Source organism: Pseudomonas sp. P97.38, assembly GCF_001269745.1.
Taxonomy (GTDB): Bacteria; Pseudomonadota; Gammaproteobacteria; order Pseudomonadales; family Pseudomonadaceae; genus Aquipseudomonas; species Aquipseudomonas chlororaphis_E.
On the sequence record NZ_LHVJ01000025.1, the window covers coordinates 249,995 to 268,547 of the forward strand.

Sequence of the window (18,553 nt, forward strand, 5' to 3'; positions counted from 1 at the left end):
TGCCGGGTATGCATCGCCCAAGGGCCAATCGTGTGTTTTGAGCGACGGGCTTTTGTGGCGAGGGAGCTTGCTCCCGCTGGGTGGCGAAGCCGCCCTCGCTTTGTTTGCCAGTTGGGGAATGTCCGGACCGACAAACGTTGCGTCTGCTGCGCAGCCGAGCGGGAGCAAGCTCCCTCGCCACAGGTACTACATTGTTTTCGGACATTTCGCTCTGTAATCAGCGCGCCGGATTGTCGTGGGTAAAGCTACCGTGATCAGTCCCTAAATCACGGGAAGCGAAGGAGTGCGTCCTCTACGTCCAAACTCTCATCGACTACGTCATGGCCGCTTCTCGGAGCGTGGACGCGGTTACCTCATCACGACGGTCGTTCACGACCGTGCGCCTGTTTTCCGAAACTGGGAACTGGGTCGCTTAGTGGTTGCAGAAATGCGTCACGCTCATGAGCGAGGCCAGGTTACCTCGCTCGCCTGGGTCGTGATGCCCGATCATCTGCATTGGTTGGTGCAGTTGGAGGAAGTCCCGCTCGCTCAAGTGATGCAAGCGGTTAAATCCCGTAGCACCCTTGCCGTCAACCGAGCGATGAATAGAAGCGGTGCGTTCTGGCAAAGCGGCTTTCACGACCGGGCGCTCCGTGATAGCCAGGACCTGCTGCCGTTTGCTCGCTATATCATCGGCAATCCTCTTCGTGCCAGGTTGGTGGAGCGTATCGGCGATTACCCGCTGTGGGACGCGGCCTGGCTCTGATCAGTGTTGGTTCTGGGGGCTGACCCGCTCTTGTGGCGAGGGAGCTTGCTCCCGCTGGGTGGCGAAGCCGCCCTCGCTTTGTTTGCCTGTTGGGTAATGTCCGGACCGACAGACGTTGCGTCTGCTTCGCAGCCGAGCGGGAGCAAGCTCCCTCGCCACAGGGGGTGTGTTTGTAAGCCTTATTTTAAAGCCTTCGCCCTGTGGCCTAGGCATGACGCGGCACCCTCCTGCGCAATACTGGCTGTCGATGTGGAATTTACAGTAATCTCAGTTAATCCATCCCCAAAAACCGGGGTTCTATTGAGGCTTATCCCTGTATTTTCCAGGTTTTACAGTGAAACTCTCTATCCCAGGCTTTTTATACTGCATGGCCCGCTGATCCTGAGGCTGTTCCACAGGACGGCCTGTCCACAAGACAGGCCCGGTTTCGGCAAGGTGGCAGGCTTATCGGCATGCGCCTTGGAGACTCGGTGGTTAATCCAATAACAAGACGAGGTTGTATCCCTATGCCAGTCGGCAATCATCTGCCCCATGGCGAGACCGCTCAGGGTGGTCCGCTCAAACGTGAGCTCGGCGAGCGGCATATCCGCCTGATGGCGCTTGGCGCGTGCATCGGTGTCGGGTTGTTCCTCGGTTCGGCCAAGGCCATTGAAATGGCCGGCCCGGCGATCATGCTGTCGTACATCATTGGCGGCCTGGCGATCCTGGTGATCATGCGCGCCCTCGGCGAGATGGCCGTGCATAACCCGGTGGCCGGTTCGTTCAGCCGTTATGCCCAGGATTACCTCGGCCCGCTGGCCGGCTTCCTGACCGGTTGGAACTACTGGTTCCTGTGGCTGGTGACCTGCGTGGCGGAGATCACCGCCGTCGCGGTGTACATGGGCATCTGGTTCCCCGATGTGCCTCGCTGGATCTGGGCCCTGGCGGCGCTGGTCAGCATGGGTTCGATCAACCTGATCGCGGTCAAGGCCTTCGGTGAGTTCGAGTTCTGGTTCGCCCTGATCAAGATCGTGACCATCATCGCCATGGTCATCGGCGGCGTTGGCATCATCGCGTTCGGGTTCGGCAACGACGGCGTGGCGCTGGGTATTTCCAACCTCTGGGCCCACGGCGGCTTCATGCCCAACGGCGTGACGGGCGTGCTGATGTCCCTGCAGATGGTGATGTTCGCGTACCTGGGTGTGGAGATGATCGGCCTGACCGCCGGTGAGGCGAGGAACCCGCAGAAAACCATCCCCAACGCCATCGGCTCGGTGTTCTGGCGGATCCTGCTGTTCTACGTCGGCGCCTTGTTCGTGATCCTGTCGATCTACCCCTGGAACGAGATCGGCACCCAGGGCAGCCCATTCGTGATGACCTTCGAGCGCCTGGGCATCAAGACCGCCGCCGGGATCATCAACTTCGTGGTGATCACCGCCGCACTGTCGTCCTGCAACGGCGGCATCTTCAGCACCGGACGGATGCTCTACAGCCTGGCGCAGAACGGCCAGGCCCCGGCCGGCTTCGCCAAGACGTCCACCAATGGCGTCCCGCGCCGTGCATTGCTGCTGTCCATCGCCGCACTGTTGCTGGGTGTGTTGCTCAACTATCTGGTGCCGGAAAAAGTCTTCGTCTGGGTGACCTCCATCGCCACCTTCGGCGCGATCTGGACCTGGGTGATGATCCTGCTGGCCCAGCTCAAATTCCGCAAAAGCTTGAGCGCTTCCGAGCGTGCGGCCCTGAAGTACCGCATGTGGCTGTACCCGGTCAGCTCGTACCTGGCCCTGGCGTTCCTGGTGTTGGTGGTCGGCCTGATGGCGTATTTCCCGGATACGCGAGTGGCGTTGTACGTGGGGCCGGCGTTTCTGGTGTTGCTGACGGTGTTGTTCTATACCTTCAAGTTGCAGCCGACCGGGCGAACCCGAGGTTCGATAGACGCAGTTTCGTAAGTTTTGCGCCAATTCATTAAAAAAGCCCTGTTCGGATGAACGGGGCTTTTTTAATTTGGGGTGTCTTATGAAAATTCCGGTGAGTGGGTAACTCCCCATTCGTCTGTACAACGACCAAATAAAGGATGGGGACCTGTAAGTTCTTACAGTGGATGACTCGCCCATAGGTCTCTAGACTAAGCACTTATCTGGGGCGGTGATGAGTATATGAATCGACAGGGTAAGTTCCCGACGAAGGAACTCGACCTTTCGCTTATTCGGTTCAGTGCCGTGATTCACAAATAAGAGTCGAGGTGGCAATGGTCTGGGCTGAGAGGATATTAAGCAAAAGGGAGGTGCTGGTTTTTTTTATCGGCGCCTCTCTCATTTATGTTTTTCCTTTTGTCCATGCCGATTATGCTTATGTGGATGACGCCTGGAGATCATTGCTGCTGGGCGATGATGGTTGGCGTACGCATGGTCGAGTGCTGCTGGAATGGGTGGTTAAATTTTTGGCTTTTAACAATGCAACCATTAATATATTTCCGCTTCCTTTGTTGATCGCCACCTTCCTGATGTCGTTGGCAATGAGTAGGTTAACCTTCTGGTATTTTCCTGCTCCAAATCTGGCTTCGTGTCTGGTTGTAATGCCTATGTTATGTAATCCTTTTTTCTTGGGGAACATTACTTATCAGTATGATGGGCCGGGAATGATGCTCACCGTAGTGGCTGCCATTTATGCCGTGACCCTTGAAAAGGGAGGCGTTCTGTTTCGAGGGTTTTGTACGATCGTATTAATAGTTTTTATTCTAGGCGTCTATCAACTTTCGATAACGATTTTTATAGGTTTGTGCTGTGTTGAGTTTTTTTGGGGGCTAAGGAATAAAAGGCCTATGCAGGAGGTGGTGGCGGGTGCACTTCAACGCGGTTTCCAACTCGCAGTTGGTGGATTTTTATATTATGCGACAATCTTTCAGATGGCCGTTAACCAACGTATGAATTTTTCAAATTTCAATCAGTTTTGGTTGGAGCGCATAATTGAGAAGCTGGCCTTTTCCTTGCGGAAAATTTTGGAGTTGGTGAATGCTGGGAATGTATACTTCGTTGTCCCATTGATTGTGTTTGCTTGCGTCGGTTTTGCTTTGATTATGAAGGATCTACGAGTGTCGGATGGCGATCCGTGGGGGAAAGTTGCCGCTCTCATTTTGTGTATTTGCGCAGTTTGCGTGATGGTGGTGGGCGTACCTGGGGCTATGTTGTTTGCTGCGGAGCCGAATCTTGAAGCCAGAAATTATCTGGCTTTTTCCGTGGTTCTATTGTTTATCTTCTTGCTGAATTATGAAGTTTCAGTGCGATTCTGGCCTGCATTACGAATGTTTTTGGTTGTTCCGGTTTTATGCATGTTCTCGTTGTGTTATTCCTATGGGCAAATCATTGTTGCAAAGAAGGAGCTTGAAACGGCCTTGGCAACGTTCATCTCTTATGATGTGGTGAGCGCACCTGAATTGAGAAGTGTCAGTGTTTTTTACTTTTTAGGGGCGGCTCATGGAGGCGTCTGGTTGCCTCGGGGGCATGGTGCGATGACTTATATGCCCGTGTTGAAATATATTTTGAGCGATTCAAGCACGATGTTGCGCCCGCATTTTTTAACCCGGTTGGGCGTTAATAATGTTCTGGATGGGAAGCGAGAGATGTTCAAGATTATTGCGGCTGGAGATAAAACTTTCAGGCCAGTATTGGATAGAAAGTTTTACTCCATTTATGTTTCGGAGGTCGGTGGTTTTATCGCCATGAAAAATATGGATGATGCTGACGTTTACATCGAGCAGCCTTAAGCGGCAGCAGTGTCCATCGGCTCAAAACTGTCCGCCCGCGCCATCTGCCACATCCGCGAATAAAAGGCTCCATTGACCTCTCCCGTCAGCAGTTCCCCGGGTTTCAAGAACACATGCAACTGCGAGAACAGTTTCACCTCGGTGGCCGACATGCGTCGCACCAAGTGCTTGGGCTGCAATTGCGACGGGTGTTCCAGGCCGGCGGCGGCGAGCATTTCGGCCAGGGCCTTGAGGGTGTTGCGGTGGAAGTTGTAGACCCGCTGGGCCTTGTCCGGGACCACCAGGGCGCGTTGGCGCAGGGTGTCCTGGGTGGCGACGCCGGTGGGGCATTTGTTGGTGTGGCAGCTTTGCGACTGGATGCAGCCGATGGCGAACATGAAGCCGCGTGCGGCGTTGGCCCAGTCGGCACCGATGGCCAGGACACTGGCGATGTCGAAGGCGCTGACGATCTTGCCGCTGGCGCCGAGCTTGATCTTGTCCCGCAGGTTCAGGCCCACCAGGGTGTTGTGCACGAACAGCAGGCCTTCGCGCAGCGGCACGCCGATGTGGTCGGTGAACTCCACCGGTGCTGCGCCCGTGCCGCCTTCCTTGCCGTCCACGACGATGAAGTCGGGCAGGATCCCGGTTTCCAGCATAGCCTTGGCAATGCCCATGAACTCCCATGGGTGGCCCAGGCAGAACTTGAAGCCCACCGGCTTGCCGCCGGACAGTTCACGCAGTTGTTGGACGAATTGCATCAGTTCCAGCGGCGTGGAGAACGCGCTGTGGCGCGACGGTGAAATGCAATCCTCGCCCATGAGGATGCCGCGGGTCTCGGCGATTTCCCGGGTGACCTTGTGCTTGGGCAGGATCCCGCCATGGCCGGGCTTGGCGCCCTGGCTCATCTTGATTTCAATCATTCGCACCTGTGGGTCTTGTGCCTGGACGGCGAAGCGTTCCGGGTCGAAGCGCCCGTCGCTGGTGCGACAGCCGAAGTAGCCGCTGCCCACTTCCCAGGTCAGGTCGCCACCGTGTTCGCGATGGTAAGGGCTGATGCTGCCCTCGCCGGTGTCGTGGGCAAAATTGCCCAGCTTGGCGCCCTGGTTCAGCGCGCGGATGGCATTGGCGCTTAGCGAGCCGAAGCTCATGGCCGAGATGTTGAACACCGAGGCTGAATAGGGCTGGGTGCACTGCGGGCCGCCGACCGTCACGCGAAAACCGCTGGGGTCGCTCAACGGCGCCGGGCGCATGGAATGGCCGATGAATTCGAAGCCGGTCTGGTAGACGTCGATCAAGGTGCCGAACGGTTTGTCGGAGGTCTCGTTCTTGGCCCGGGAATACACCAGCGAGCGCTGGGCCCGGGAAAAGGGCAGGGCGTCGCTGTCGGATTCGAGCAGGTACTGGCGGATCTCCGGGCGGATGCCTTCGACCAGGTAGCGGATGTTGCCCAGGATCGGGTAGTTGCGCCGCACCGCGTGACGGCTTTGCAGCAGGTCGAACAGCCCGAGCAGGCTCAACAGGCCTGTCACCAGCGTGATCGGCCAGAGCCAGTCGTGTTGCAGGAACGGCAGGCTGGCGAGGGTGAAAATCACACAGCCGGCAAAGAAGGCGTAACGGCTCAGCAGAGACAGGCTCATACGGGTTCCTTGGGCAAGCATTGGGTAGGGCACTGGGTATTCTGGATACCTATAAACCCGTGGCGAGGGAGCTTGCTCCCGCTCGGGCGCGCAGCGGCCGTGTTGAGGATTGCTCCGCAATCCAGCGGGAGCAAGCTCCCTCGCCACAGTGATTAGGGCTTCATGGCATCGGGGCATTCTGCGCTGGCAGTGAAACCCTGGGCAACCCTGCGGGCAGAAGCTTCATCCTGGCGCGCCTTGGCCCCCAGGCATAACCGCTCACCCCACCACCTTCATCTGCCGCACCGGCAACTCCACCCTGAAGGTCGTGCCGACTCCCACTTCGCTGCGCACCGTGATCTCGCCGTTGTGTTTTTTCACGATGCCGTAGGACAGCGACAGCCCCAGCCCCGTACCTTGGCCGATGGGCTTGGTGGTGAAGAATGGGTCGAAGATTTTCTGCAGGGTTTGCGGTGGAATCCCCGAGCCGTTGTCGGCGACTTCGATCCAGACGGTATCGCCGTCGACGCCGTTGCGCAGGGTGATGGTGCCGCGCTCGGGGCCGATGGCCTGGGCGGCGTTGACGATCAGGTTCATGATCACCTGGTTGATCTGCGACGGCAGGCATTCGACTTCCGGCAGCGGCGTGTATTGCTTGACCACGTCGGCCTTGTACTTGATTTCGTTGGCGACGATGTTCAGCGTCGAATCCATGCCCTGTTGCAAATTGGCCATCTGCCATTCCTGGTTGGAGTCGACGCGGGAGAAGTCCTTGAGGTCCTTGACGATCTGCCCGACCCGACCGATGCCGTCCTTGGACTCCTTGATCAGCAGCGGGATGTCCTCCACCAGGAAATCCAGCTCCACCTGCTCGCGCAGCGTCCTCAGGTGCTCCCGTTGCTCCGGTGACGCGATGGCTTGCTCGGCGCTGCCGTAGGCCGCGAGCATTTGCTGGAGCTTGCTGAAATAGCCGTCCAGGGCCCCCAGGTTGGACGAAATGAAGCCGATGGGGTTGTTGATTTCGTGGGCCACCCCGGCGGCCAGTTGGCCCAGGGAGGCGAGTTTTTCCGATTGCACCAGCTGGGTTTCGAGCATCTTGCGTTCGTCGATTTCCATCTGCAGCAGCTCGCTGGCCTGCTTGAACGCCTGGGTTCGTTGTTCCACCAGGTCTTCGAGCTTGCTCATTTTCAACTGGGCGCGGGCGGTCATGGCCCATTTGGTGGTCAGGGTGTTGGCCATCTGCTGGACTTCGATGTTGTCGAAGGGCTTCTTCAGGATCAGCAGGCGGTCGTGGCCATTGAGGCGTTCCAGCAGTTCGTCCCAGGAGTAATCCGAGTAGGCGGTGCAGACCACCACCTGCAGCAGCGGTTCGCGCTTCCACAGTTCTTCGATGGTCTTGGCGCCGTCCCAGCCTTCGGGCATGCGCATGTCGACGAAGGCCAGGGCATAGGGGCGTTCCCTGGCCTGGGCGTCGAGCAGTTTGTTGAGGCCTTCCTGGCCGCCATAGGCCGAGTCGAGTTCGAACACAGTGGCGACCGGTTTCGGTGCCTCGCCGAACAGCGCGTTCTCCATGTCCTGCAGGTCGGTGTTGGTCTCGTTCTCGGGAGTGAGGATCTTGCGGAAATCCTCATGGATGGCCGGTGTGTCGTCGATCAACAGGATGCGGCGGTTGCTCAGGGTGTTCATGGCTCACCCTCCGCGAGTTTCAACGGCACCTGCAACTGGAACGTGGCCCCTTTGCCGGGGCCTTCGCTGTGGGCGGTCAGGCGCCCGTTCATTTCGATGGCCGCCAGGGCGCAACTGTGCAGGCCAAACCCGTGGCCGTCCTTACGCGTGGTGAAGCCGTGGGCGAAGATGCGTGTCATGTTTTCCTCCGGGATGCCTTCGCCTTCATCCTTGACGCTGATCTGCAGGGTCTCGCCATCCACCACGGCCACCTTCAGCGTCATGTTCCGCGCATGATTGGACACCCCCGCCATGGCGTACTTGGCGTTGCTGATGAGGTTGATCAGGATCAGCAGCAAGCGGTGCTTGTCGCCCATGATCCGCGGGACGTCGCCGTATTCCTTGATCACCGTGACATGGTGGCGGGTCAGGGCGCCGGAGTTCATGCGCAGGGCGTCTTCGAGCAGCTCGCTGACCACCAGGGGCTCCAGCAGGCTGTTGGCCCCGGCGTAGGATTGCTGGGTCGAGACGATGTCCTTGATGTGGTCCACGCTCTTGCTCAACTGCCCCAGCTCGTCGATCAGGCTGTGCTGTTCCGCGGCGATGGCGTCCACCAGTTGATTGAGGTAGCCGGGCAGCAGCTTGCCTTTTTCGTCCTCGGTGAGGAAACGCCCGAGGTCGTGGGGGTGTTCGTTGACCAGTTGCATGGCCTTGCCCAGCCCCAGCGCCTTGCTGCTGCGCAATTTGCGGCTGACCAGGTCGGCGGAAATGTTCACGCTGTTGAGAACGTTGCCGACGTTGTGCAGCACGTTGGTGGCGATTTCCGCCATGCCGGCCTGGCGGGCGGTGTCCATCAGCTCGCTCTGGGTGTCCTTGAGCTGGCGGGTGCGTTCTTCCACCCGTTGCTCCAGTTCGTCGTTGGCGGTTTTCAGGGCGCTGTTGACCCGCTTGATCTCGGCGAAGCTGCGCACCAGACGGATCGCCAGCCAGATCAGGATCAGCACCAGGAACATCGCGAACACCATCAGGTAGATGTGGTTGCGCTGGTGGAGGGCGGCGGCGGTTTCCTGATCCTTGTCGAGCAGGCTGGTGATGGTGTCCAGCCGGTCCGCCACCGGGACTGCCTCGATGCCCTGCAGCAACTCGTTCACCTGGGGTTGTTCGCGCAGGACCATCGCGATGTGCCGGCTCATGGTGGTCACGGCGCTCTGGAACCCTTCGGGCAGACGCTCCTTGTTGACGTCCAGCCGGTTCAGCCCAAGCAGTACCTCGGCGGCCGTGTCCGGGGTGGTGAGCTGGGCGAATTCCATGCTGCTGAGCAACAGGTCGTAGGTGTCGATGGCGACGTTTTGCAGCTGCAACCGTTGCTCGTCGGTGAGCCGGGCGAACTGGCCCTGGATATCGTCTTCGGCCGTTGGCAGGAAGGCCAGGGAGTTGCGCAGTATCGCGTGGTGCGACTTGAATTTTTCCACCAGTCGGGTCTTTTCCTTGACCGCCTCCAGGTACGCGTCGCGCTGGGTTTCCCAAAGCGTGGGCGCGTGGCGGCCCGAGGCCGACTCGATGGCGTCCAGGCGCTGCCAGAGCCGGGTGATTTCATGCAGCGGCGAGACCAGGGGGTCGTAGTTGTGGGTCAGGGCGATCCGGGTCTTGAGCACTTCGTTGTCCCAGATCGCGTCCTGTTGCTTCAACTGCCGGACCAGGTCCCGGGACTCGATGTACGAAGCGGCCTGCTGCGCACCCGACTGGATGTACATGAACAGCAGCACCGAAACGAGCAACACGCCGATGAGCGCCAGGCCAAGTCGACGGAGGGCCTTCATAGGGGTTTGCCCTCCCATTCGCCGGTCAGGGTCTTGAGGAACTCGACGATCAACTCGGTATCCTTGCCGGCCGGTTCACGGCCCAACTGGTACTTGAACATCACTTCCACGGCCTGCTCCAGCGTCGCCGCGGAGCCCTTGTGGAAATACGGTGCGGTGACGGCGACATTGCGCAGGCTGGGTACCTTGAACACCTGGCGATCACCTTCATCGCCGGTGACGTTGAAGCGCCCTTCATCGGCCCGGGTGGCATTGCCCCGGTCCGCGATGTAGTCCCCCATGACACCGAACTTCTGGAACATGTTGCCGCCGATGTTCACGCCCTGGTGGCAGGCGATGCAGCCGTATTCCTTGAACCGCTCATAGCCGAATTTTTCCCGCGGCGTGAGGATGTCGGTGTTGCCCAGCAGGTATTGGTCGAAGCGTGAGTTGGGGGTCAGCAGGGTGCGTTCGAAATCGGCCAGGGCGCCCTGGATATTGGGCTTGGTCACGCCGTCGGGGTAGGCCGCGCTGAAGTCCCTGACATAACCCGGGTCGTCGGCGATGCGCTTGACCACGGTGTCCCAGTTGCTGCCCATTTCCGTGGGGCTGGTGACCACGATGTGCACCTGCTCTTCCAGGGTGTCGGCGCGGCCGTCCCAGAACTGATGGAAATTCAGGCTGGCGTTGAACACCGTGGGCGTGTTGACCTCCACCGGCTTGCCGTCGAAGCCCAGGGACAACGCCTTGTCGTCGGCACCGCCCTTGTCCAGGCGATGGCAACTGGCACAGGACAGGGTGTTGTTCACCGACAGCCGTGGGTCGTTGAACAGCCGCTGGCCCAGTTGGACACGCTTGGGGTCCAGCGCGGGGACGGGAGGCAGCGGCTTGAGCGGTTCGTCCAGGGGGTCGGCGTGGGCGGCCACACTGAGTCCCATGAACAGGCCGAGAGCCAACAAGAGTCCTGGTGACGCCATCGCAGACTTCCTTGAACGTGGGTTGATGGAGCAGGCTGTTTTTCAGGAAAACGGGTTCGGGCGCTGCTCCCACTCGGCCATCCATTGGACGAAGGCATGCGGTTGCACGGCCTTGCTGAAGTAATAGCCCTGGGCTTCCTCGCACTGGTGGGTCCTGAGAAAATCCAGTTGCTCCAGGGTTTCCACGCCTTCGGCAATGATGTGCAGGTTCAGGCCCTTGCCCAGGCTGATGATGGTGCTCACCAGCTTGGCGTCATTGCTGTCGATGCTCAGGTCACCGACGAACGACTGGTCGATCTTCAGGACATCCACCGGGAATTTCTGCAGGTAGCTCAGGCTCGAGTACCCGGTGCCGAAATCGTCGATGGCCAGCCGCACGCCCAGTTGCTTGATGGCCTTGAGAGTGGCGACGGTGGTGTCGATGTTCTGCATCAGCACGCTTTCGGTGATCTCCAGTTCCAACTGTGTCGGGTCCAGGCCGGTTTCCTTGAGGGTGCGGGCAATGCCTTCGACGAAGCCGCGCTGGCGAAAGTCGATGGCCGAGACGTTGACCGACAGGTACAGCGGTCGCATGCCCTGGTCTTGCCAGGTGCGGGCCTGCTGGCAGGCTTCCTGGAGCACCCATTGGCTCAGCGGCACGATCAGCCCGCTGTCCTCGGCCACCGGGATGAAGTCCGACGGGTAGACCAGGCCGTGCTCCGGGCGATTCCAGCGCACCAGTGCCTCGACGCCGACCACTTTGCCGCTCGTCAGGTCGAGCTTGGGCTGGTAGTGCAGCACGAATTCCTTGCGTTGCAGGGCCAGCCGCAGGCCAGACTCGATGGTCTGTTGCTGGCGGGCCCGGCGGTTCATGTCTTCGGTGAAGAAACGGTAGTCGTTAGGGCCGGCTTCCTTGACGTTGCGCATCGCCGTCTCGGCTTTCTTGATCAGCGCCACGGCGTCGAAACCGTCGGTGGGGTACACGCTCACCCCCAGGCTGGCGGTGACGGTCAGGTCATGGCCGTCGATCGGTTGGGGCGTGCTGACCGCGGCCAGCAGTTTTTCCGCCACGCCCTTGGTCTGCTGCGGGTCGGCGATATCCCCCAGCACCACTACGAATTCATCGGAACCGTAGCGAAACACCGAGTCGGACTCGCGCACCACGGTGGCCAGCGCCCGGGCCACGCGCTTGAGCATCTCGTCGCCGACCGGGTGCCCCAGCGCGTTATTGACCCGCTTGAAACGGTCCAGGCCGAGGAACATCACCGCCAGTTGCCGGTCATGCCGGCGGCACTGGGCCATGGCCTGGGTCAGGCGGTCGCCGAGCAACATGCTGTTGGGCAGTTCGGTGAGCACGTCGTATTGCAGCAGGTGGGAGACCTTGAGCAGTTCCTGGACCCGCTCCTCAATCGTGCGCTCCAGGCTGCGCATCTTGCGCGCGGCATCCTGGGCCAGTTGCCATTTCCAGGTCATGGCGCTGGCCATCTGGCGGATTTCCAGGGTGTCGAAGGGTTTCTTGAGAATCAGCAACTGATCGTCGAACTCGATCCGTTCCGACATGGTTTCCCAGGTGTAGTCGGAGAACGCCGTGCACAGGGCAATTTGCAGCCGGGGGTCGGCTTCCCACAGTTTTTCGATGGTCTGCAGGCCGTCCCAGCCCGGCGGCATGCGCATGTCGGCGAACACCAGGGCGTAGGGCTGGCCTTCGGCCTGGGCGCGTTTGACCAGTTCCAGCGCTTCTTCGCCCTGGTATGCGGAGTCGATCTGAAACTGCGGCCGGCTGACCTGGGGCGTGCCGAACAACAGGCTCTCGGTATCGTCCAGCGACTCATCACTGCCGCCGCCGGCGCTGAGGATCTTGCGAAAGTCCTGGTGGATGGCCGGGGTGTCGTCCACCACCAGGATTCGCCTGTTCGCGGGTACGGACAAGGGGTTCATGGGGTGCTCTCCGATAGCTGGCTCGGGGGGCGTGTCCAGTGGTCGACCGCCGGAACGATGCTGCCGGCCTTGAGCAGCTCGGCGGCCTGGTGTCTGTCCACGACCGTGCTGAAGTAGTGCCCCTGGGCTTGCATCGTCCCACCGCTGGACATCAGCGTGGTGCGCTGCTCCTGGGTCTCGACGCCTTCGGCGATGATCCCGATGCCCACGTCCCGGGCGAAGTTGAGGATGGCCCGCAGGGTCGTGGCGTTGCCGGGGTCGGCGTTGGCACTGTCGAGAAACCGTTGGGCGAGCTTGAGGTGGTTGACGCGATAGGTCTTGAGGTAATCGAACGAGGAATATTCGGTGCCGAACTCATCGATTGCGATCTGCACGCCCAGTTCGCACAGGCGCGGCAGCACGTCGTTGTGGGTCCACTTGGTCTGGGCCAGGGTGGCTTCGGTGACGTCGAAGCGCAGGTCCCACGGGGCCAGTTCCCAGCGGGCGGTGGTGCGCAGCACATCGTAGATCAGTTCCGGGCCGGTCTTGAGCTGGGTCAGGGACAGGTCGAGGGCGATCACCGGCGGCGCCATGTTCTGGTCGCGCCACTGGCGCATCTGCCGGCAGGCCTGGTCCAACGCCCAGTGGCCCAGGCCGATGATGAGCCCGGTCTTCTCGGCGGCCGGCATGAACACCGCCGGCTCCAGCCAGCCGCGCTCGGGGTGGTTCCAGCGCACCTGCACGCCCATGCCGAGGATTTTGCCGGTGCCCAGGTCGACTTCCGGCAGGTAATGCAGGTGCAGTTCGTTGTGCTCAATGGCCTGGCGCAGGTCATTGGCCAGGGCGACCCGGTCGGTGACTTCCTGGTTGATCTCTTCGTTGTGGAAATGGTACTGGTTGCGGCCCTTTTCCTTGGAGCGGTACAGGGCCATGTCGGACTGCGCCATCAGGCTGTCGGCACTCAGGCTCTGCGGCGTGTACAGGGCGATGCCGATGCTCACCGAGATCCGCACGTCGTTGCCGTCCAGGGCGTAGGGCACCACCAGGGCGTCGCGGATCTTCGCCGCCAGCGCGGCGCAATGGGTGGCCTCGTGAACGTCCAGTTGCAGGATGGCGAACTCGTCGCCGCCCAGGCGCGCGACCACGTCGTTCTCCCGGGTGCAGGCCTTGAGGCGTGCGGCGACTTCCTGCAAGAGCAGGTCGCCGATGGGGTGGCCCAGGGTGTCGTTGATCCGCTTGAAGTGGTCCAGGTCCAGGTAGAACATCGCGAACGCCGGTGCCCCCCGGCGCGCGGCGGCGAAGGCCTGGTGCAGCCGTTCGATCATGGTGGCACGGTTGGCCAGCCCGGTCAGGCCGTCGGTGCGGGCCAGCAGGGCGATCTTCTCTTCGGCCAGCTTGCGTTCGGTGATGTCGAGGATGATGCCTTCGACCTCCAGCAACAGGCCTTGCTCGTTGCGCACCGGAATGTAGCGGTTCTCCACCCAGCGGTAGGTGTCGTCGCCGGTGCGCAGGCGAAACTCGATGGAGGCTCCGGCATTGTCCCGGTCCAGGACGCGGACCATGGCGGCGTCGATCTTGGACTGGTCATCGGGGTGGATGAGCATCTGCGCCCAGTCCGGCGCACCCACCAGATGCGCCGCGGCATGCCCGAACTTGGTGATGTTGTGGGAGATGTACATCAGCGGGAACGGCGGCTCCCCCCGCAGGCGATAGAGGATGGTCGGGCTGTTCTGCACGATGATGTTGGCGTCGGCCAGTTCCCGGGTGCGCGCTTCGACCGCCCGTTCGAGCATGTCCATCTTCAGCGCGGCGTCCTCGGTCATCTGCCATTTGACCGTCAGCGTGCTGGCCATCTGGCGGATCTCGATGGCGTCGAAGGGTTTCTTCAGGATAAGCAGGCGGTCACCCAGTTCCAGGCGGTCGGCGAGGTCTTCCCAGGAATAGTCCGAATAGGCGGTGCACAACGCCACTTGCAACTTGGGGTCGGCGCGCCACAGCCGCTCGATGGTTTCCAGGCCGTCCCAGCCGGGTGGCATGCGCATGTCGATGAAGGCCATGGCGTAGGGCTGCCCTTGCTCCAGCGCCGCCTCGACCTTGTTCAGGGCTTCCATGCCCTGGAAGGCCGAGTCGAGGATGAAGCTCTGGGCGGCGACGGCCACCGGCGCCCCGAACAGGGCTTCTTCGGCACTGCTCAGGTGGTCTTCGGACGGCGCGTGGGGGCTGAGGATCTTGCGAAAATCCTCATGGATCGTCGGCGTGTCGTCGACGATCAGGATCCGCCGGTTGGCTCTTTCCGATGGCAGGCTCATGGCCGTGCACCGTGCCGATGCTGACAATAGAACCCTGGGAACATCTGATATCCCTTTCGCTGGCATGAGAGTTCTGGCCCGTACATGGCCCTCCATGGGGTACAGCATAGTCGGCTCATCGGGATGCGCTCGGCCGATGATGGCAAATCGTGCCTAAATGCCGGCAATCTACTAGCCTGTCTTGTGGGGGACGGTAAACGGTCGTCATCAATAGGAGGGGGTAGCAATGGAAGATCAATCGCCGGACGTTCCGGTCAAAAAACCGACGGTGCTGTTGGTCGATGACGAAGAGTCGATCCTCAACAGCCTGCGTCGGCTGCTGCGCAGCCAACCCTACGAAATCCTGCTGGCCGACAGTGGCGCCAAGGCCCTGGAAATCCTCAAGGAGCGGCCGGTCGACCTGGTGATGACCGATGCGCGCATGCCCAACATGGACGGCGCCACGCTGTTGGCACAGATCCGCCAGTTGTACCCATCGACCTTGCGCATCCTGCTCACCGGCTACGCCGACGTCGACATGATGACCAAGGCCATCAACGAGGGCGGCTTGTACCGCTACCTCAGCAAACCGTGGAACGACGAGGAAGTGGTGCAGGCCCTGCGCCAGGCCCTGGCCCACCAGCATTCCGAAAGCGAACGCCAGCGCCTCGAAGCGCTGACCCGCGAGCAGAACCAGCAACTCAAGTCGCTCAACGCCACCCTGGAAAAACGCGTGGCCTCGCGCACCTCCGAGTTGCAGCAGACCGCCGACATGCTCGACCTGGCCTACGATGAACTCAAGCGCAGCTATGTCACCAGCACGGAAGTGTTCTCGCTGATCGCCAACCTGCGCCTGCCCAAGGCCAAGCAGACCAACCGGCAGATCATCGAGTTGATCCGGGTCTACAGCCGCCTGCATTTCCTCGACGAGTCCACCGATCGCGACCTGACCATGGCGGCGGCGCTGTACAACATCGGCAAGCTGAGCTGGACCGACAACATGATGGTCACCCCGGCCGACCTGCTGCACCACACCGAGCTGGACCTGTACCGCGCCTATCCGAAGCAAAGCGAATCACTGCTGATGACCCTGGACCCGATGAAGGACGCGGCCCGGATCATTCGCCATCACCAGGAACGCTGGGACGGCAGCGGCTTCCCCGAACACCTCAGGGGCGAGGCGATCCCGTTCGGTTCGCGGCTGTTGAAGCTGGCGGTGGACTTCATCGAATTGCAGCGCGGGTTGATCCTCGAACGGCAGATGAACAGCGACGAAGCCCTGGTCTACATCCGCAAATACGCTGGCAAGCTGTACGACCCGGACATGGTCGAGGATTTCATCAAGGCCTGCGGCGAATACCTGGACGACGTGACCCTGTCGGACCCGACGGTGAAGGTCTTGAACACCCGGGAGCTGGCGGCCGGGATGGTCCTGGCGCGCAACCTCAATGCCGACAACGGCATGTTGTTGCTCAACGCCGGCAAGGTCCTGAGCGGTCCGTTGGTGGAAAAACTCATTGCCTTCGAAGCGATGGAGTGCGCCCGCTACAGCGTGTTCGTCAAGATTCCCGAAGAATCTTCGGCGCCCAGGCCGATCCTGGGGTGAACACAGCTCAACCTGTGGGAGCGGGCTTGCTCGCGAAGGCGGTGTGTCAGTTAAGGATGTATTCCCTGACACACCGCCTTCGCGAGCAAGCCCGCTCCCACAAGAGACGGTGTTGATCTTGAGGCTTTGCTCCAACCGCTGCGATCTGTAATCTCCCGGGCATTTTTTGCCCGAGGCCAATTCCCATGACCGATTCGCTCATCCGCATCGCCGCCGCCCTGTTGATCGGGCCGGATGGTCGGACCCTGCTGGTGCGCAAGCGCGGCACCCTGGCCTTCATGCAGCCGGGGGGCAAGATCGAGCCCCATGAGCAACCGGTCCAGGCCTTGGCCCGGGAGCTGGAGGAAGAGCTGGGCCTGGCGATCGATCCTGCCCAGGCCCACTACCTGGGCGCCTTCAGTGCGCCGGCCGCCAACGAGCCAGGCTTTACCGTCCAGGCGCAGGTGTTCCTGCTGAAAATCGACGCCGCTGTTTCACCGGCTGCCGAGATCGAGGAAGTGCGCTGGATCGATCCGGCCGGCGAGCACGACCTGCTGCTGGCGCCGTTGACAGGCGAGGTCATCCTGCCGTTTTATCGAGCGTCGCCTTCCGTGGCCTGCTGATTCCAGGAACAACGCCCATGATTGCACTGCCAGACCTGCTGATTTTCGCCGCCGCCGCGTTGCTGATGGTGCTCACGCCCGGTCCGAACATGATCTACCTGATTTCCCGTTCGATCTGCCAGGGCCGCAAGGCCGGCGTCACTTCCCTGCTGGGAGTGGTGGCGGGCTTTTTCGTGCACATGTTCGCGGCGGCAGCGGGGCTGACGGCGGTGTTCCTGGCGGTGCCTCTGGCCTATGAAATCCTGAAGTGGGCCGGTGCGCTGTACCTGCTGTGGCTGGCCTGGCAGGCCGTGAAGCCCGGTGCTCGCTCACCGTTCGAGGCGCAGCAGTTGCCGGCGGACTCTACGCGCAAGTTGATCACCATGGGCTTTCTCACCAGTGCCCTGAACCCCAAGATCGCGGTGTTCTACCTGTCGGTGTTCCCGCAGTTCATCAGCCCGGAGCACGGCTCGCTGTTCACCCAGAGCCTCATCCTCGGGCTCACCCAGATCAGCATCAGTTTCAGCGTCAACCTGCTGATTGCGCTGTTTGCCGCCGGGATTGCGTCCTGGTTCGCCCACAACCCGACCTGGCTGGCGGTACAGCGTTATTTCATGGGCTTTGTGCTCGCTACGTTGGCGCTGCGCCTGATGCTTGAGCAACGGCGCGGGGCATGAACATCCGGCGGCTGCGGGCCGGCGATGCCAGCGCGTATCGCGAGCTGATGCTCCAGGCCTATGCGCAGCATCCGCAGGCCTTTACTTCCAGCGTCAGTGAGCGGGCGGCGCTGCCGATCAATTGGTGGGAGTCGCGGCTGACCAGCCGGCTGGACGTGGTGCTGGGGGCGTTCGAGGCGGGGCAACTGGTGGGGATGGTCGGCCTGGCCCTGGAGCCTCGGGCCAAGGCCCGGCACAAGGCGACCCTGTTCGGCCTGTACGTCAGCGCCGCCCATGGCCGCCAGGGGCTGGGCCAGCAGTTGCTGCAAGCGGCCCTCGACGAAGCTCGCCGCCACCCTTTCCTGCGTCTGGTGCAGTTGACCGTCACCGCCGGCAACGACCCGGCGGTCAAGCTCTACCAGCGTTGCGGCTTTGTGCTGTATGGGCTGGAGCCGATGGCCATCCGGGTAGATGACGAATACTTCGACAAGATCCATATGTGGCTTGAACTGTAGGGCCCCTTCGCGGGCAAGCCCGCTTGTGTCTGAGTAAGGGAATAAACTCTGGGGTGAGAGGGGTAGATGGCAAGCTGTGAGTCCGCGGTGCTTGAAGCACGAGTGGGAGCAAAGCTGCCATCTACCTTTCTACTCTGGCCCATAAGCCCGAACAGTTGTACGAGCGGCACTCGAATCACAAGCGTGGGCAAAGCCAGAGCACTCTCATTTCTGAGTGTAAGAGGGTTTTGCCATGATTTCCTGGGTCGGTATCGATATATCCAAATCAAATCTCGTCGTTTGGGTTCGACCACAGAACCAAGGCTATGAGGTCCCCAATACGTCTGAGGGTTTTGCACAGCTGGTCGAACAGCTAAGCCAATACACGATTGGCCGGGTGTTACTGGAAGCCACGGGCGGCTATGAACGAAAGGTTATGGCAGCACTGCAGGAGGCAGGTTTCAATGTGCTCAGGATCAACCCTCGCCGGGCTAGAGCCTTCGCCGTAG

Annotated in this window: 14 protein-coding genes; 8 read left to right on the plus strand and 6 right to left on the minus strand. The window is 60.9% G+C overall.

Going from position 1 to position 18,553, the window contains the following annotated elements:
• The first annotated feature begins 283 nt into the window (after positions 1 to 283).
• The 3 genes from AD664_RS21350 to AD664_RS21360 all read left to right on the plus strand — a co-directional run bounded on the left by AD664_RS21350 (position 284) and on the right by AD664_RS21360 (position 4,487).
• On the plus strand, positions 284 to 745 hold the full coding sequence (locus AD664_RS21350) for a transposase (RefSeq protein ID WP_053149435.1): 462 nt from the start codon (positions 284 to 286) through the stop codon (positions 743 to 745).
• A gap of 506 nt (positions 746 to 1,251) precedes the next feature.
• Positions 1,252 to 2,673 (plus strand): amino acid permease, encoded by a 1,422-nt coding sequence (locus AD664_RS21355; protein ID WP_053149438.1) that lies wholly within the window; start codon positions 1,252 to 1,254, stop codon positions 2,671 to 2,673.
• 299 nt (positions 2,674 to 2,972) lie between these two features.
• Positions 2,973 to 4,487 (plus strand): glucosyltransferase domain-containing protein, encoded by a 1,515-nt coding sequence (locus AD664_RS21360; protein WP_053149441.1) that lies wholly within the window; start codon positions 2,973 to 2,975, stop codon positions 4,485 to 4,487.
• On the opposite strand, the gene AD664_RS21365 is transcribed toward AD664_RS21360, so the two are convergent.
• The 6 genes from AD664_RS21365 to AD664_RS21390 all read right to left on the minus strand — a co-directional run bounded on the left by AD664_RS21365 (position 4,484) and on the right by AD664_RS21390 (position 14,728).
• Complete coding sequence (locus AD664_RS21365; RefSeq protein ID WP_053149444.1) at positions 4,484 to 6,103, minus strand: FMN-binding glutamate synthase family protein; 1,620 nt, start codon at positions 6,101 to 6,103, stop codon at positions 4,484 to 4,486. The two genes, AD664_RS21360 and AD664_RS21365, sit on opposite strands and share 4 nt — an antisense overlap.
• 258 nt (positions 6,104 to 6,361) lie before the next feature.
• Positions 6,362 to 7,768 carry an ATP-binding protein gene (locus tag AD664_RS21370; protein ID WP_053149447.1) on the minus strand — a complete coding sequence of 469 codons (1,407 nt, stop codon included), beginning with the start codon at positions 7,766 to 7,768 and terminating at the stop codon, positions 6,362 to 6,364.
• Positions 7,765 to 9,567, minus strand: coding sequence for a DAHL domain-containing protein (locus AD664_RS21375; protein WP_053149450.1), 1,803 nt, complete (start codon positions 9,565 to 9,567; stop codon positions 7,765 to 7,767). Before AD664_RS21375 ends, AD664_RS21370 begins: the two co-directional genes overlap by 4 nt.
• Entirely contained in the window at positions 9,564 to 10,523 is a 960-nt protein-coding gene (locus AD664_RS21380) for a cytochrome-c peroxidase (RefSeq protein WP_053149453.1), read from the minus strand. Before AD664_RS21380 ends, AD664_RS21375 begins: the two co-directional genes overlap by 4 nt.
• Positions 10,524 to 10,565: 42 nt before the next feature.
• Positions 10,566 to 12,440: a GGDEF and EAL domain-containing protein gene (locus AD664_RS21385; protein WP_053149456.1), complete on the minus strand. Its 1,875-nt coding sequence runs from the start codon at positions 12,438 to 12,440 to the stop codon at positions 10,566 to 10,568.
• Complete coding sequence (locus AD664_RS21390; RefSeq protein ID WP_053149459.1) at positions 12,437 to 14,728, minus strand: EAL domain-containing protein; 2,292 nt, start codon at positions 14,726 to 14,728, stop codon at positions 12,437 to 12,439. Before AD664_RS21390 ends, AD664_RS21385 begins: the two co-directional genes overlap by 4 nt.
• Before the next feature lie 226 nt (positions 14,729 to 14,954).
• On the opposite strand from AD664_RS21390, the gene AD664_RS21395 reads away from it, so the two are divergent.
• From AD664_RS21395 to AD664_RS27250, 5 genes are all read left to right on the plus strand, one after another.
• A complete protein-coding gene (locus tag AD664_RS21395; protein ID WP_053149461.1) occupies positions 14,955 to 16,313 on the plus strand; it encodes an HD domain-containing phosphohydrolase in 1,359 nt (452 codons plus the stop codon).
• Positions 16,314 to 16,498: 185 nt separating this feature from the next.
• Positions 16,499 to 16,915, plus strand: coding sequence for an NUDIX domain-containing protein (locus tag AD664_RS21400; protein ID WP_053149464.1), 417 nt, complete (start codon positions 16,499 to 16,501; stop codon positions 16,913 to 16,915).
• Between the two features lie 17 nt (positions 16,916 to 16,932).
• Positions 16,933 to 17,571: a LysE family translocator gene (locus AD664_RS21405; protein ID WP_042731626.1), complete on the plus strand. Its 639-nt coding sequence runs from the start codon at positions 16,933 to 16,935 to the stop codon at positions 17,569 to 17,571.
• Positions 17,568 to 18,065 carry a GNAT family N-acetyltransferase gene (locus AD664_RS21410; protein ID WP_042731627.1) on the plus strand — a complete coding sequence of 166 codons (498 nt, stop codon included), beginning with the start codon at positions 17,568 to 17,570 and terminating at the stop codon, positions 18,063 to 18,065. The genes AD664_RS21405 and AD664_RS21410 overlap by 4 nt, the downstream gene beginning before the upstream one ends.
• 232 nt (positions 18,066 to 18,297) lie before the next feature.
• The coding region (locus tag AD664_RS27250) for a transposase (RefSeq protein WP_157061589.1) at positions 18,298 to 18,553 on the plus strand (256 nt) is incomplete at its 3' end.